This is a genomic window from Mesorhizobium sp. Root695, from assembly GCF_001428185.1.
GTDB lineage: Bacteria > Pseudomonadota > Alphaproteobacteria > Rhizobiales > Rhizobiaceae > Mesorhizobium.
The window spans coordinates 282,962-297,259 of sequence record NZ_LMHO01000003.1; the positions used below are offsets into that span (position 1 = coordinate 282,962).

Below are 14,298 nucleotides of genomic sequence, written 5' to 3' on the forward strand. Positions count from 1 at the left end.
GCCCTTGATTCCGAACACAGGTTCATACCGGCTCGCCAATGTCAGGCTTCACGCGTCGCTGACACCGGGCCTTGGCGCTGCTTTCGACCGCGACGGTTTCGCGCTTGCCGACATCGCCGTCGCCGATGGCAAATTTTCCGCCATCGCCGCGCATGGGCGTGTCGCTGTGCCGGTGGACGCCGTCGATCTTGGCGGCCGCATCGTGCTGCCGTGTTTCGTCGACTGCCACACGCATATCGACAAGGGTCATATCTGGCCGCGAAAGCCCAATCCCGACGGCACCTTCATGGGCGCGCTGAATGCCGCCGGTGCCGATCGTGTGGCACGCTGGAGCGCCGAGGACGTGGCGCGGCGCATGGATTTTTCGCTGCGCTCAGCCTACGCGCATGGCACCAGGGCGCTGCGCACGCACCTCGACAGCGTCGCGCCGCAGGAGGAAATCTCCTGGCCGGTGTTCGTGGCAATGCGCGAGACATGGCGCGGCCGTATCGAATTGCAGGGCGCCTGCCTGCTCGGCATCGAGGGCGTCCGCGACAGGAAATGGTTCGACAGGCTGGCCAAAAGGGTTGCTGCGGCCAAAGGCGTGCTCGGTGTCGTCACCTATATGGTGCCGGACCTCGAAGAACTGCTCGACCATGTCTTCGCGCAAGCCATCAAGCATGGTCTCGATCTCGATTTCCATGCCGACGAGACCGACGATGTCGCCGCCATATCGTTGAAGAAGATCGCGGAGGCCGCACTCTGGAATGGCTTCGAAGGAAAGATCCTCGTCGGCCATTGCTGTTCGCTGGCGCGCCAGCCGGACCTTGACGTGCTCGACACGCTGGACAAGGTGGCGAAGGCCGGGCTGGCCGTCGTCTCGCTGCCGATGTGCAATCTCTATCTGCAGGACCGGCGCGGCGATGACACCACGCCGCGCTGGCGTGGCGTGACGCTGCTGCACGAGATGAAGGCGAGGGGCATTCCGGTGGCGGTCGCTTCCGATAACACCCGCGACCCGTTCTATGCCTATGGCGATCTCGACATGCTGGAGGTCTACCGCATGGCGACGCGTATCCTGCATTTAGACCATCCGGTCGCCGACTGGCCGCAAACGGTCACCGCGACGCCCGCCAAGGTGATGCGGCTCGACGGTTTCGGCACGCTTGCGGCCGGAGGCGATGCCGATTTCATCGTGTTCAAAGGTCGAAGCTGGACGGAATTGCTGTCGCGCCCCGAATCGGATCGCATCGTCGTGCGCGGCGGACGCGCCATCGACCGGCAATTGCCCGATTATGCCGAACTCGACGAACTGATGGTGGAATGATGGACGTTTCGGCGCTCAAACGCGATCTCGAAGGCCTGAAGGTCGACGACAATCCAGCCATCGTCCAGCAGAAGAGCCGCGACTTCTACTGGTACAGCCCGGTGCTGAAGCAACAGCTCGACCATGTCACCGGCGATTTGATCGTGACGCCGAAGAACGAGGCCGAGCTGATCCGCGTACTCGCCGCGTGTCATCGGCATGGCGTGCCGGTGACACCGCGCGGCAGCGGCACCGGCAATTACGGCCAGGCGATGCCGCTTTCGGGCGGCGTCGTGCTCAGCCTTGCCGAGATGAACGAGATCAAGTCGATCGCCCCGGGTCGCGTTGTGACCGGACCGGGGGCCATCCTGGCAGATATCGACAAGGCAACGCGGGCGCATTCAGGGCAGGAACTTCGGCTGTCGCCGTCCACCTACAACACGGCCTCGATCGGCGGCTTCATCGCCGGCGGCTCGGGCGGCGTCGGCTCGATCAATTTCGGCGGCCTGCGCGATTTCGGCAATGTGCTTCGCCTGCGCGTGGTGACGATGGAGGCGGAGCCGAAAGCGCTCGAGCTCACCGGTGAGGATCTGCACAAGGTGACCCATGCCTACGGCACCAACGGCATCATATCGGAAGTCGAGATGCCGCTGACGGCAGCCTATGACTGGGTCGATGTCATCGTCGGCTTCGACGCTTTCATGGATGCGGCCCGCTTCGGCAATGCGCTGGCATGCCAGGACGGCATCCTGACCAAGCTGATCACGCCGATAGCGGCACCCGTGCCGCAGCTCTATCTCAAGCGGCACCAGAAATTCCTGAAGGAGGGGCAAAGCATCTGCGTCGTCATGGTGGCGCAGCATGGGCTCGATGCCTTCCTGGCCTTCACCCGTCGTGCCGGTGGCGAGGTGATCTTCAATGCAGCCACAGCGACGCCGGACGAGAAAAAGGGCCTGCCGCCGGCCTATGAGCTGGCCTGGAACCACACCACGCTCCGGGCGCTGCGCGTCGACCCTTCGATCACCTATCTGCAGTCGCTCTATCCCTTTCCCAATCAGCTGGCACTGGTCGAGAAGATGGATGCGATGTTTCCGGGCGAGGTTTTCTCGCATCTGGAATTTGTGCGGCTGGACGGCAACATAACCTGCTTTGGCCTGCCGTTGGTCAAGTTCACCAGCGAGGCGCGGCTCGACGAGATCGTGCGGCTGCATGAGGAGAATGGCTGCCCGATCTTCAACCCGCATCGCTACACGCTGGAAGAGGGCGGCATGAAGCAGACCGACGCGGTGCAGCTTGCCTTCAAGCGCGAGACCGATCCGCAAGGCCTGCTCAACCCAGGCAAGATGATCGCCTGGGAAAATCCGGACTACGACTACCGTTCGGGCCGGACATTCCTGTTCAAGGGGCTGCAGAAGGCCGGCTGATGCACATTCTTGTCCTCTACGCCCATCCGGTCGAGACCAGCTTCAATGCCGGCCTGCACAGGATGACCGTCGTGCGGTTGACGGCGGCGGGCCATACGGTCGACGACTGCGATCTCTATGCCGAGGGTTTCGATCCGCGGCTGACGCGCCAGGAGCGGCTGGACTATCACAACCAGCGTGGTCCCGCCGATGCGGTGGCACCCTATGTCGAACGCCTGCTGCGGGCGGATGCGCTGGTGCTCTCCTATCCGGTCTGGAACTACGGCTTTCCAGCGATCCTGAAAGGCTTTTTCGATCGCGTCTTCCTGCCCGGCGTGTCGTTCAGGCTGGTCGACGGCAAGGTGCAGCCATCGCTGCACAACATAAAGAAAGTTGCGGCGGTGACCACTTATGGCGGCAGCCGGTTCCGCGCCATGCTGATGGGCGATCCGCCGCGCAGGCTGATCAAGCGGATGCTGCGCGCCACCGTCAAACCCGGCGCGCCGGTGGCCTACCTCGCGCACTACGCGATGAACGTGTCTACCGATGGCACGCGCAAGGCTTTCATGGCCAAGGTCGCGGCACGCATGGAGGCGTTCTGATGCGCGCCCTGGTGGTCTACTGCCACCCGGTCCCCGACAGCTTCTGTGCGGCAATTCGCGACTCTGCCGTCGAAGTGCTGACGCGAAGAGGCTGGGAGGTGCGGCTGCTCGACCTCTATGCCGAGAAATTCGACCCGGTGATGGGCTGCGACGAGCGGCGCTCCTATAACGACCAGGCGCCGCAGGATCCGGCGCTGAAGCCGCATTTCGAACTGCTCAACTGGGCGGAAGCGATCCTGTTCGTCTATCCGACCTGGTGGTACGGGCTGCCGGCCATGCTGAAAGGCTGGCTCGACCGGGTGTGGGCGACGGATGTCGCCTTCAAGCTGCCGGCCGGCAAGGGGCGGATCAAGTCGCTGATGACGCATGTGACCAAGGTCGGTGTCATCACCACCTGCGGGGCGCCGACCTGGTGGAGCGTCGTCGTCGGTCAGCCGGGACGCAAGACCTTGCTGCGCGGCATGCGCGCGTTGTGCGCGACGCGCTGCCGGACCTTTTTCCTGGCACACTATTTGATGGATTCCTCGACGCCGCAGACGCGGGCGGCGTTTTTAGGCAAGGTGCGAAGAAAGCTGGAGCGGTTTTGAGGATTAGCGTCCTTCTCCCCGTTTACGGGGAGAAGATGGCGGCATCCAGATGAGGGGCAGCGCTAGCTTCGCAAAACCTGGCGACGCCTCATCTGGCCCTTCGGGCCACCTTCTCCCCGTAAACGGGGCGAAGGAAGGGGTGCTACATCCTCGTCCGCTCCGACTTCGGATCGTACATCGGCTTCAGCGACGCTTGCGCCGCAAAGCGCTCGCCGGCAATCTCGATCTCGTAGGATGAAGCCAGCACATCAGCCTCGCTCTCGCCCTGGCACTCGATATAGCCCAGCCCGATGGCGCCGCCGAGGTGATGGCCGTAATTGCCAGACGTGATCGGGCCAACGATCTTGCCGTCGCGCAAGATCGCCTCGTTGTGGAACAGCAGGGGTTGCGGGTCTTTCAGCCGGAACTGGACCAGTCGGCGTGACAGACCAGCTTCCTTCTTCTTCAAAACCGCATCACGGCCAATGAAGTCGCCCTTGGCCGTTTTGACTGCGAAGCCAAGGCCGGCTTCCAGCACATTGTCCTCGTCGGTGATGTCGTGGCCGAAGTGCCGGAACGCCTTTTCGATGCGGCAGGAATCCAGCGTGTGCAGGCCGCAGAGTTTCAGGCCGACTTCGGCGCCGGCCTCGTCGATCGCTTCAAAAACATGGGCCGCCTGGTCGGTCGAGACATAGAGTTCCCAGCCGAGTTCGCCGACATAGGTGACACGATGCGCGCGGGCCAGGCCCATGCCGATCTCGATCTCCTGGAACGTGCCGAACGGATTGGTTTCGTTCGAGAAATCGTTCGGGCTGACCTTCTGGATCAGTTTTCGCGCATCCGGCCCCATCAGGCAGAGCACGCTTTCGGCCGCCGTCACATCGGTGATGACGACGAATTCATCGGTGATGTGCCTGCGCAGCCAGGCCAGGTCGCGCTGCAGCGTGGCGCCGGGGACGACGAGAAAGAACGCCGTTTCCGACAACCGCGAGACCGTCAGGTCGCTCTCGATGCCGCCGCGCTGGTTGAGCATCTGGGTGTAGACGATCTTGCCCGGGGCCACGTCCATGTCGTTGGCGCACAGCTTTTGCAGGAAGGCGCAGGCGTCGCGGCCCTCGACGCGGATCTTGCCAAATGAGGTCATGTCGAACAGGCCGACGCCGTTCCGGACCGCGAGGTGTTCTTCGCGCTGGTTGTCGAACCAGTTCTGGCGCTTCCAGGAATAGCGGTATTCGCGCTCCTGGCCCTCACGGGCAAACCAGTTGGCGCGCTCCCAGCCGGCGACTTCGCCGAACACCGCGCCGCGCGCCTTCAGATGCTCGTGCAACGGCGAGCGCCTGACATTCCTCGAAGTCGCCATCTGGCGATAGGGGAAATGGTCGGCATAGAGCAGGCCGAGCGTTTCGGAGACGCGCTCCTTCAAGTAGCGGCGGTTCTTCTGGAACGGCTGGGCGCGGCGGATGTCGACTTCCCACAGGTCGAAGGGGGCCTCGCCGTCATTGATCCACTGTGCCAGCGCCATGCCGGCGCCGCCGGAGGAGACGATGCCGATCGAATTGTAGCCGGTCGCCATCCAGTAGCCGGACAGTTCCGGCGCCTCGCCGAGATAGTAGCGGTCGTCGGGCGTAAAACTCTCGGGACCGTTGAAGAAGGTGTGGATGCCGGCGGTTGCCAGCATCGGCATGCGGTTGACGCCCATTTCGAGGATCGGCTCGAAATGGTCCATGTCCTCCGGCAGTTGGTCGAAGCAGAAATCCTCGCGGATACCGTCCATGCCCCATGGCTTTGCCACCGGCTCGAAGGCGCCCAGCATCATTTTGCCGGCGTCCTCCTTGTAGTAGGCGCATTCGTCGGGCACGCGCAGCACCGGCAGGCGGGTGAGGCCGGGGATCGGCTCGGTGACGAGATAAAAATGCTCGCATGCGTGCAGCGGGATGGTGACGCCGTTCTGTGCGCCCAGTTCGCGCGCCCACATGCCGGCGCAATTGACGACGATGTCGGCCTCGATGGTGCCTTGGTCTTCGCCCTGTGCCCAGGACACGCCGGTGACGCGGCCGGCCTTGGTGTGGACCTTGGTGACCTTCACATTCTCGACGATGGTGGCGCCGCGCTGGCGCGCGCCCTTGGCCAGCGCCATGGCGATGTTGGCGGGGTCGCACTGGCCATCGAGCGGCAGGTGCACGGCGCCGACGACGTCCGAGACATTCAGATGCGGGTACATCTGCTTGACCTCATTGGGAGAAATCTCGCGGACATCGACATCGAAGGCGCGAGCGAGCGATGCTTGCCGGTAGATCTCGTGCTTGCGTTCTTCTGTCAGCGCCACGGTGATCGAGCCGACCTGGCGCATTCCGGTGCCGACTTCGGTCTCGGCTTCCAGGTTGACGTAGAGGTCGGCCGAATATTTCGCCAACCGGGTCATGTTCTGCGAACCGCGCAACTGGCCGATCAGGCCGGCGGCATGCCATGTCGTGCCTGACGTCAGCTGCTTGCGCTCCAGGAGCACGATATCGGTCCAGCCGAGCTTCGCGAGGTGATAAGCGACCGAACAGCCGGAGACGCCGCCGCCGATGATGACGGCCCTTGCCTTGGCGGGGATGGTTTTCTGGGTATTCATGCGGCCTCGCGGCGATAGCTGGAAGCGAAACGGCGCAGCCGGAGCGCTGCTTCCTGCAGCATGGGTTCGGGCTGGCAGAGGCTGATGCGAATATGGCCGGCGGCTGCCTCGCCGAAGCTGGAGCCCGGCATCACGCCGACATTCTCCTTGTCGAGGAAAGCGAAGGCGAATTTCTCGTCGTCGGGTTCGACGGCCGAAATGTCGAGCATGACATACATGCCGCCTTCGGAACCGCGCACGGTGACATCGTTCATGCCACGCACGGCGTCGAGCAAAACGGTGCGGCGTGCGGCGTAGCGTTCGGCGATCTCCTTGACGCCGTAACGGTTCTCGAGCGCCTCGGCGCAGGCGATCGAGATGAAGGCCGGCAGGCCGTAAGTTGTCACCAGATTGAGATTGATGAGCAGCGTGATCATCGCTTCAGGACCGGTCAGCCAGCCCATGCGCCAGCCGGTCATGCCGTGGCTCTTGGACATCGAATTGATGACCAGCGTTCGCTGGGCCATCCCTGGCAGCGAGCGCGGCGAGACGTGCTCACCACCACCCAGCGTCCAGTAGACTTCGTCCGACAGCAGCCAGAGGTCATGCTCCAGGCAGATCTCGGCGAGTTGCTCCAGCCGCTCTCGCGAATAGACCGCACCGGTGGGGTTGTTCGGTGTGTTGATGAGAATGGCGCGCGTGTTGGGCCGGAGTGCGGCACGGATCATCTCTGCGTGCGGTTGGAAGCCATCGTCGGCGGGTGTCTCGACCACGGTGAAACTGGCGCCTGCGGCGCTGAACGTGTTGGGATAGGTAGCGTAATAGGGCGCCACCACGATAGCGTGGTCGCCCTGGTCGAGCACGGCTTGTACGGCCGCGTAGAGTGCGGCCTGGCCGCCCGGCGTGGCGATGACTTGATCCGGCGTCGTCTCGACGCCGGTGCAGGCGCTCGAGGCCGCCGCCATTGCCTTGCGCAGGCGCGGCAGGCCGGAAAGCGGGGTGTAGTGGTGGTTGCTGCCGCGAACCGCGGCAACGCAGGCTTCGATCGTTTCCGACGGCGTGTCGAAGTCGTGATCGCCGACCGAAAGCATGATGATGTCTTCGCCGGCCGCCTTGCGGGCCCAGGCGGCTGAATGGACTTCCCAGCCGTCCTTGCCCGAAGGAACGATGCCGGAAATGCGCGATGATGGTCTAGGCATGCAAAACTCCCGAAATTTCGTAGCCGGCCTGTTCGACCCGGTCGCGCAGAGCGGCGATATGCGGTGGTCCGACTTCGCAGCAACCGCCGACAATGTCGGCGCCGGCTTCGACCCAGCCGATCGCCTGGTTGGCATAGGCTTCCGGATCAAGGTCGTGACGGGCATGCAGCACATCGACGGTGCCGCCATGCTTGAGCGCTTCGGTGGAGGTGAAGCCATTTGCATATGCACCGACCGGGCCGCCGAGGTCGATCAGTTCAGGCAAGGCAGCGGCGATCGCTTCGGGCCGGCAGCAGTTGAGCAGCCGCGCGGCGACGACCAAGCCGTCGAGCGCGCCTGCCGCGGTGGCTATTGTCTCGCCGCTGCGCAGCCGCGGCTTGCCATGATCGGCCAGCGTCCACGACACCCATACCGGCTTGCCGCTCTCGGATGCCGCGGTGACTGCCGCGCGCGCCTCATCAGCCGACGCCATGGTTTCGCACAGGAACAGGTCGACGCCATCCGCCTGCTCGGCAACGATGCGGCGATAGATGTCGAGCGTATCCTGATATGAAATGGTCAGCGCCGGCGCGTAGCTGCCAAAAAGCGGCGACAGGCAGCCGGCGATGGCTGCCTCGCCGGCCTGCTCGCAAGCTTGCCTGGCCAATTCGATGCCGCGCTTCTGCAGCGGCTTGAAGAGGTCTTCCGCGCCCTCGCGCGCCAAGCGTTCTGGTGTCGCAGAATAGGTGTTGATGGTGATGACGCGGGCGCCGGCACGGATGAATTCCGCGTGCAGGTCGCGCACCAGATCCGGTTCGTCGATCAGCACCCGTGCCGACCATAGCGGCGTCGGCTCGGATTGGCTGCGACGAACCAGTTCCTGGCCCATGCCGCCATCGGTCAGGATGACCTTCTTCATGCGCGCAGCCTCTCGTTCTTCGGATCCCACAGGGGTTCATCTTGCTGCACGATCGCCTGAAAACGCTCGCCGAAGATTTCGACCTCGATGGCGGTGCCGGGTTCAGCCAGGTCGGCGCGCAGCATGCCGAGCGCGATCGATTTGTCGACGCGATGACCCCAGCCACCTGACGTCGTCTCGCCGACGATCTTGCCGTCATGCCACAGCGTCGACACCGAAGGGGCGTCACAATCGCCGGGGTTCTCGACGACCAGCGTGACGAAGCGCTTTTTCACGCCTTGCTGCCTTTCATTCTGGAGTGCCGCCTTGCCGCGAAAGTCGGGCTTGTCCCATTTGACAAAGCGCTCCAGCCCGCCCTGCAGGATCGAATAGTCGGTCGACAGGTCGCCCTTCCAGGTGCGGTAGCCTTTTTCGAGCCTGAGCGAATCCAGCGCATACATGCCGAACGGCCTCAGTTCGTGCTGCTGGCCTGCCGCGCAGACGGCATCGAAGATGGCGGCGGTGTCGTCCACCCTGGTGTGGATTTCCCAGCCGAGTTCGCCGGCGAAGGAGACGCGCACGAGTTTCGCCCAGCGGCCGGCGATTTTTGTCTCCTGATGCGTCAGCCATGGCAGAGTGAGGTCGGCGTCGCACACATCGGCGAGGATTGTTCGCGAGTTGGGGCCCGCCAGGATCTGGGTCGAGAATTCCTCTGTCCTGTCGATCAGCCTGAACGGCGCGTCCTTGGGCAGGCGCGATTTCAGCCACTCGAAATCATGCCACTGCGCCACAGCGGCGGTAATCAGCGTCATCAGATTCTCGTCGTGGCGCACGACCGACATTTCGGTGACGATGCGGCCCTTGTCGTCGGCGAAATAGACGAGGCCGATGCGGCCGGGCTTCGGCACCAGCCCGGTGACCTGCAGGCTCAGCCATTCGGCGACTCCCGGGCCTTCCAGGTTGAAGCGGGAGAAGCCCGGCAGGTCCAAAATGCCGGCGGCGTCACGCACGGCCAGGCATTCTTCGCGCACACGATGGTGCCACGGTCCTTCGCGGCGGAAGGTCAGCGTCGCTTCCTCCGAAACATCATCGCCATCTTTCGCATACCAGGTGGCGCGTTCCCAGCCGTTGTAGGCATCGAAGCGGCCGCCGAGCGCCTTGATGCGATCGTGGATCGGCGACAGCTTGCGGTCGCGGCCCTCAGGCCAGGCATGGCGCGGAAACTGGATGGCGTATTCGTTGCCGTAGATTTCCATGCCCTTGGCGACGCAATAGTCCGGCGCCGAGGCAAAGGAGGTGAAACGGCGCGGATCGCACGACCACATGTCCCATCCGGTCTGGCCCTCGGTCACCCATTCGGCCAGCACCTTGCCGGCGCCGCCGCCCTGGGCGATGCCGAAGGTGAAGACGCAGGCCTCGAAGGCATTGGGAACGCCAGGCATCGGGCCGATCAGCGGATTGCCGTCCGGCGTGTAGGGGATCGGCCCATTGATGACCTTGGACAGGCCGGCGGTGCCCAGGATCGGCACGCGGGCGACGGCGTCGGCCAGATAATGTTCCAGCCGGTCGAGATCGTCGGGGAACAGCTGGAAGGAAAAGTCCTCAGGCATCGGGTCGTTGTGGGTGGCCCAATGCGCGCGGCAATTGCGCTCATAGGGGCCGAGGTTCATGCCGTTCTTCTCCTGGCGCAGATAATAGGAAGTGTCGACGTCGCGCAGCAGCGGCAGTTTCTTGCCCTGTTCTTTCGACCATGCCGCCAGCTCGGGGATCTCCTCGAACAGGATGTACTGATGGCTCATCACCATCATCGGCACATCGCGGCCGAACATCCGGCCCACTTCGGCGGCGCGGTAGCCGGCGGCATTGACGACGATCTCGCAACGGATCTCGCCTTGTGCCGTCTCGACCACCCATTCATCGTTCTCACGGCGCACGCCTGTGACCGGGCAGAAGCGGATGATCTTCGCGCCCATGTCGCGCGCGCCCTTGGCCAGCGCCTGGGTGAGCTGCGCCGGGTCGATGTCGCCATCGCTCGGATCGTAGAGCGCGCCTTTCAGATCATGCGTCTCGATGAAGGGATAGCGGCGCTTGATCTCGTCGACGCCAACAATGTCGATGTCCATGCCCTGGTAGCGGCCCATGCCCTTGGCGCGCTGAAATTCCTGCATGCGCTCTTTCGTATGAGCAAGGCGCAGCGAGCCGGTGACGTGATAGTTCATGGGATAGTCGACCGCGTCGGCCAGCCCGCGGTAAAGCTCGGTCGAATAGCGCTGCATGTTCATCAGCGACCAGGACGAGGAGAAGGTCGGCACATTGCCGGCGGCATGCCAGGTCGAGCCGGAGGTCAGCTCGTTCTTTTCGAGCAGCACGCAGTCGGTCCAGCCGGCCTTGGCCAGATGATAGAGCGAGGAGGTGCCGACGGCGCCGCCTCCAATGATCACCACGCGCGCCGTGCTCGGCAAACCCGCCATGTTCTTCTCCCACACATTCAGCGCGTCGCGCTTTTTTGTTTTGATGCATGTCGTTGTCCCAAAACCGCTGCACACTTTTGGGCGACATGCATTCAATAAACTGGCGGCGAAACCACCCAGATGACAATTGCCGGCTCGGTCCCCGGATTGCGCCAGCGGTAAGGCTTGCCTTCGAAGCGAAAGGAATCGCCTTCGCCAAGCCGATGCCAGACGCCTGCTATCTCGATGTCGAACAGTCCGGACGCAACGTAACCGGCTTCCTCGGTCGGCCGTTGCGCCTCGGCCTTCAATTCCGCGCCCGGCGCGAAGACCGAACGCACCATCTCGAAGCTACCGCCGAGATCAGGCGACAGAAGCTCCTCCACCAGGCCGGTTTCGCTTGTACCAAGCGTGCGGCGCCTGCCGGCGCGCACAACCACGCCGCGTTCGCTTTCGACAGGCACGTCATGGCTGAAGAACAGGCTGATCGGCACGCCGAACAGTTCTGCGAAGGCCTTGAGGTCGCCCAGCGACGGCGTCGACAGGCCACGCTCGACCTGGCTGACCCAGCCGACCGAACGGCCAAGCTCCAGGCCAATTTCGGCGAGCGTCAGCCCGCGCGCCCGGCGCAAGGCCCTGATATCGCCGGCCAGCACGCGTTCGTCAGGTCCCTGCAATGTTCTTGCTGTAGGCGAAGGCAAAACGCTCACTTCATGAAATAAAGCCGTCAAATTTCATGAGAGATCAAGCTCGTGAAAAAATCAAGCGGATTTTCACGGATGCACAAGATTTGCTTGCACGATTTTGGCGGTTCATGCAAAGGCTCGGGCACGAACGGCGAGTGGGGACGTCCGGTCGAGACGAGGGTTAAGGGACGGCCCATGCTGAAAAACAACACCCGAATTGCGGGCGATGCCGAGATTGTCGACGAGGCGATCCTGTCGCGCCGTTCGGTGCGCGCATTTCTGCCCGACATGGTCGACGACGACACCATCCGCGCCATTCTGGCGGTTGCGGCGCGGGCTCCGTCAGGCACCAACATGCAGCCATGGAAGGTCTACGTCACCAAGGGCGAGACCAAGCAGCGGATATCAGACGCCATTCTCAATTCCGGCATTCGCGCCGAAAAGGCCGATTGGGACGAGTACCGCTACTATCCCACGCAGTTCTTCGAGCCTTATCTGACCCGCCGCCGCGCCAACGGCTTCGGCCTCTATGGCGCGCTCGGCATTGGTCGCCGCGAGGTCGACAAAATGCGCGCCCAGCACGACCGCAACTTCGTCTTTTTCGACGCACCGGTCGGCATGATCTTCACCATCGATCGCCGGCTCAACCAGGGCTCATGGATCGACTACGGCATGTTCCTGCAGAACATCATGGTCGCGGCGCGGGGCAGGGGTCTGCACACCTGTCCGCAAGCGGCGTTCGCGCCCTATCACCGGCAGATCAGGCCGGTGCTCAACATTCCGGACGAAGAGATCGTCGTCTGCGGTATGGCGCTTGGCCGTGAAGACATTTCCAAGCCCGAAAACACCTTCCGCACCGACCGCGTACCGCTGGCAGAGTGGGTGACGTTCAGCGAATAGCGGCTGCCCTGGCCAGTCGGCCGAAATGGGCGGCATGCACTATTCCGTGTTCATCTGGGCGCCGTGGCCGCTGACATGGGCGCCGTCCTGCGGCGTCAGCTTGAGGTAGGCGAGCAGCGCGCAGAGCGTGATGACGCCCTCGATCACGAACAGGATGCGGAAGTCGTCGGCGATGGCTGGCCCGTCCCCGGCCAGAAACGACAATGCCGCGGCGGCCAAGCCGACGCTGATCGCCACCGCCAGCTGCCACAATATGTAATAGAGCGCGCTGAAGCGGGCGAGCTGTTCGGGCGCGATGTCGGAATAGGCGAGGTTGCCGGTCGAGGCCCATTGCGCGGAGCGGAAGACGCCGAAGACGAAGATGTAGGCAAGCACGATCCAGACCGGTGTGGTCGCTTGCATCAAGGCAAAGCCCGCTACCATGGCGGCGACGATCGGCGTGTTGTAGACCAGCACGCGGCGGAAGCCGAAACGGTTGAGGACGCGCGGCATGAAGAAGCGCATTGCCACCGAGCCGACCGCGGCGACGAAGGTTAGCGATCCTGCCTGCACCGCGCTCATGCCGAAGCCGAGCTGGAACATCAACGGCAGCAGGAAGACGACCGAGCTGAGGCCGATCGTATCCAGCCCGCCACCGGTGAGGAACGAAATGCGGAAGGTGCGGATACGCAAGAGCTTGAGATCGAGCAGCGGATTGCGCACGCGCAGGCAGTAGAACGAGCCGACGGTCAGGATGACGAGCGCCAGCGCCAGTTCGCCGGCGATGATACCGCCGGCAGCGTCCTTGGCGGCAAGCGAATCCATGCCAAAGACCAGCAGGACCATGCCGCTGCCGACCAGCAGGAAGCCCGGAAAATCGAATGGCGTGCGCACGGGCTTGGTCATCGTAGGAAACAGCGAGGCGGCAAGAATTGCCGCAGCCAGTGCGAACGGCACATTGATGAAGAAGATCCAGCGCCAGGAAATGTAGGTGGTCAGCGCGCCGCCAACGAGCGGGCCGACCAACGGTCCGGACTGGCCGGCCAGCGAGATATACATGTTGATCTTGAGTGTGCGGCTGCGCGGAAAGGTCGACAGGATGACGACCTGGCCGAGCGTACCCATCAAGGCGCCGCCGAAGCCTTGCAGCGCACGGGCACCAACCAGCATCCAGATATTATCAGACAGTCCGCACAGGGCCGACGAGGCGGCGAACACCAGCAAGGCAAAGCAGTAGACATTGCGCAAGCCGAAGCGGTCGGCGGCCCAGCCGCCAAGCGGCATCGAGATGATCAGGCTGGCGACATAGACGGTGATGAGCAGGCCGAGTTGGCTCGGTGGACGGCCGAGACTTTCGCTGATGCCGGGCAGCGCCGTGACCACGACATTCTGGTCGAGGCTGGTCATGAAGACACCGCAGGCGACCGTCAGCGGCAGCAGGAGCAGGGCTTTGGCCGGCACATCGGCGCGATCCGTGGCGCCGGCGGATAGTTCAGCGGTCATGGAGATGTTCGAACCAAACGAATGTGCCGACTCTTGAAGAAGGGATTTTCATATCCCTTGGGGCCGGTTGGGCGGCCATTTTTCCATCATGGGCGCGAGCGGCGCGATTCTCTAGCGGCAGAACCGGCTGGCGTTGATGCCAGAAACGGAAGCGATGGGGCCAGCTGGCTGCACCAGTTAGAGCAATATCCGTTTCACTGAAACGGTGAGTTGCTCTAACTCTTTGTTTTGACGCAATTCCGGACGGAAAAC

The 14,298-nt window shown here is 63.4% G+C and carries 11 protein-coding genes; 5 read left to right on the plus strand and 6 right to left on the minus strand.

From position 1 onward, the window contains the following. Positions 1 to 4: 4 nt before the first annotated feature. Genes ASD99_RS05515 through ASD99_RS05530 form a run of 4 tightly spaced genes read left to right on the plus strand, consistent with a single transcriptional unit; the run spans position 5 to position 3,877 of the window. Positions 5 to 1,306, plus strand: coding sequence for a cytosine deaminase (locus ASD99_RS05515; RefSeq protein ID WP_057142952.1), 1,302 nt, complete (start codon positions 5 to 7; stop codon positions 1,304 to 1,306). Continuing rightward, the gene (locus ASD99_RS05520) at positions 1,306 to 2,709 is read left to right on the plus strand and encodes an FAD-binding oxidoreductase (RefSeq protein ID WP_057142953.1); all 1,404 of its coding nucleotides are present in this window, start codon (positions 1,306 to 1,308) and stop codon (positions 2,707 to 2,709) included. Before ASD99_RS05515 ends, ASD99_RS05520 begins: the two co-directional genes overlap by 1 nt. Beyond that, positions 2,709 to 3,290: an NAD(P)H-dependent oxidoreductase gene (locus ASD99_RS05525; protein ID WP_057142954.1), complete on the plus strand. Its 582-nt coding sequence runs from the start codon at positions 2,709 to 2,711 to the stop codon at positions 3,288 to 3,290. Before ASD99_RS05520 ends, ASD99_RS05525 begins: the two co-directional genes overlap by 1 nt. After that, complete coding sequence (locus ASD99_RS05530; protein ID WP_056596432.1) at positions 3,290 to 3,877, plus strand: NAD(P)H-dependent oxidoreductase; 588 nt, start codon at positions 3,290 to 3,292, stop codon at positions 3,875 to 3,877. Before ASD99_RS05525 ends, ASD99_RS05530 begins: the two co-directional genes overlap by 1 nt. Before the next feature lie 142 nt (positions 3,878 to 4,019). Here the strand turns inward: ASD99_RS05530 and ASD99_RS05535 are convergent, their stop codons facing one another. From ASD99_RS05535 to ASD99_RS05555, 5 genes are all read right to left on the minus strand, one after another. Beyond that, complete coding sequence (locus tag ASD99_RS05535) at positions 4,020 to 6,473, minus strand: GcvT family protein (RefSeq protein ID WP_057142955.1); 2,454 nt, start codon at positions 6,471 to 6,473, stop codon at positions 4,020 to 4,022. Beyond that, positions 6,470 to 7,651 (minus strand): pyridoxal phosphate-dependent aminotransferase, encoded by a 1,182-nt coding sequence (locus tag ASD99_RS05540; protein ID WP_057142956.1) that lies wholly within the window; start codon positions 7,649 to 7,651, stop codon positions 6,470 to 6,472. Before ASD99_RS05540 ends, ASD99_RS05535 begins: the two co-directional genes overlap by 4 nt. Then, a complete protein-coding gene (locus ASD99_RS05545; RefSeq protein WP_056596425.1) occupies positions 7,644 to 8,549 on the minus strand; it encodes a homocysteine S-methyltransferase family protein in 906 nt (301 codons plus the stop codon). The genes ASD99_RS05540 and ASD99_RS05545 overlap by 8 nt, the downstream gene beginning before the upstream one ends. Further along, positions 8,546 to 10,999, minus strand: a complete 2,454-nt coding sequence (locus ASD99_RS05550; protein ID WP_057142994.1) for a GcvT family protein — start codon at positions 10,997 to 10,999, stop codon at positions 8,546 to 8,548. Before ASD99_RS05550 ends, ASD99_RS05545 begins: the two co-directional genes overlap by 4 nt. Before the next feature lie 92 nt (positions 11,000 to 11,091). After that, complete coding sequence (locus ASD99_RS05555) at positions 11,092 to 11,655, minus strand: helix-turn-helix domain-containing protein (RefSeq protein WP_082583157.1); 564 nt, start codon at positions 11,653 to 11,655, stop codon at positions 11,092 to 11,094. Between the two features lie 204 nt (positions 11,656 to 11,859). Between ASD99_RS05555 and ASD99_RS05560 the strand changes: the two genes are divergently transcribed. Then, positions 11,860 to 12,564 carry a nitroreductase gene (locus ASD99_RS05560; protein WP_056596415.1) on the plus strand — a complete coding sequence of 235 codons (705 nt, stop codon included), beginning with the start codon at positions 11,860 to 11,862 and terminating at the stop codon, positions 12,562 to 12,564. A gap of 39 nt (positions 12,565 to 12,603) precedes the next feature. On the opposite strand, the gene ASD99_RS05565 is transcribed toward ASD99_RS05560, so the two are convergent. Continuing rightward, complete coding sequence (locus ASD99_RS05565; RefSeq protein WP_057142957.1) at positions 12,604 to 14,046, minus strand: MFS transporter; 1,443 nt, start codon at positions 14,044 to 14,046, stop codon at positions 12,604 to 12,606. Positions 14,047 to 14,298: the final 252 nt, after the last annotated feature.

Excerpts from the sequence above, each read along its gene's own strand:
- ASD99_RS05520 (WP_057142953.1), top strand. The coding sequence starts at position 1,306 with ATGGACGTTTCGGCGCTCAAACGCGATCTCGAAGGCCTGAAGGTCGAC.
- ASD99_RS05525 (WP_057142954.1), top strand. The coding sequence starts at position 2,709 with ATGCACATTCTTGTCCTCTACGCCCATCCGGTCGAGACCAGCTTCAAT.
- ASD99_RS05530 (WP_056596432.1), top strand. The coding sequence starts at position 3,290 with ATGCGCGCCCTGGTGGTCTACTGCCACCCGGTCCCCGACAGCTTCTGT.
- ASD99_RS05535 (WP_057142955.1), bottom strand. The coding sequence starts at position 6,473 with ATGAATACCCAGAAAACCATCCCCGCCAAGGCAAGGGCCGTCATCATC.
- ASD99_RS05540 (WP_057142956.1), bottom strand. The coding sequence starts at position 7,651 with ATGCCTAGACCATCATCGCGCATTTCCGGCATCGTTCCTTCGGGCAAG.
- ASD99_RS05545 (WP_056596425.1), bottom strand. The coding sequence starts at position 8,549 with ATGAAGAAGGTCATCCTGACCGATGGCGGCATGGGCCAGGAACTGGTT.
- ASD99_RS05550 (WP_057142994.1), bottom strand. The coding sequence starts at position 10,999 with ATGGCGGGTTTGCCGAGCACGGCGCGCGTGGTGATCATTGGAGGCGGC.
- ASD99_RS05560 (WP_056596415.1), top strand. The coding sequence starts at position 11,860 with ATGCTGAAAAACAACACCCGAATTGCGGGCGATGCCGAGATTGTCGAC.
- ASD99_RS05565 (WP_057142957.1), bottom strand. The coding sequence starts at position 14,046 with ATGACCGCTGAACTATCCGCCGGCGCCACGGATCGCGCCGATGTGCCG.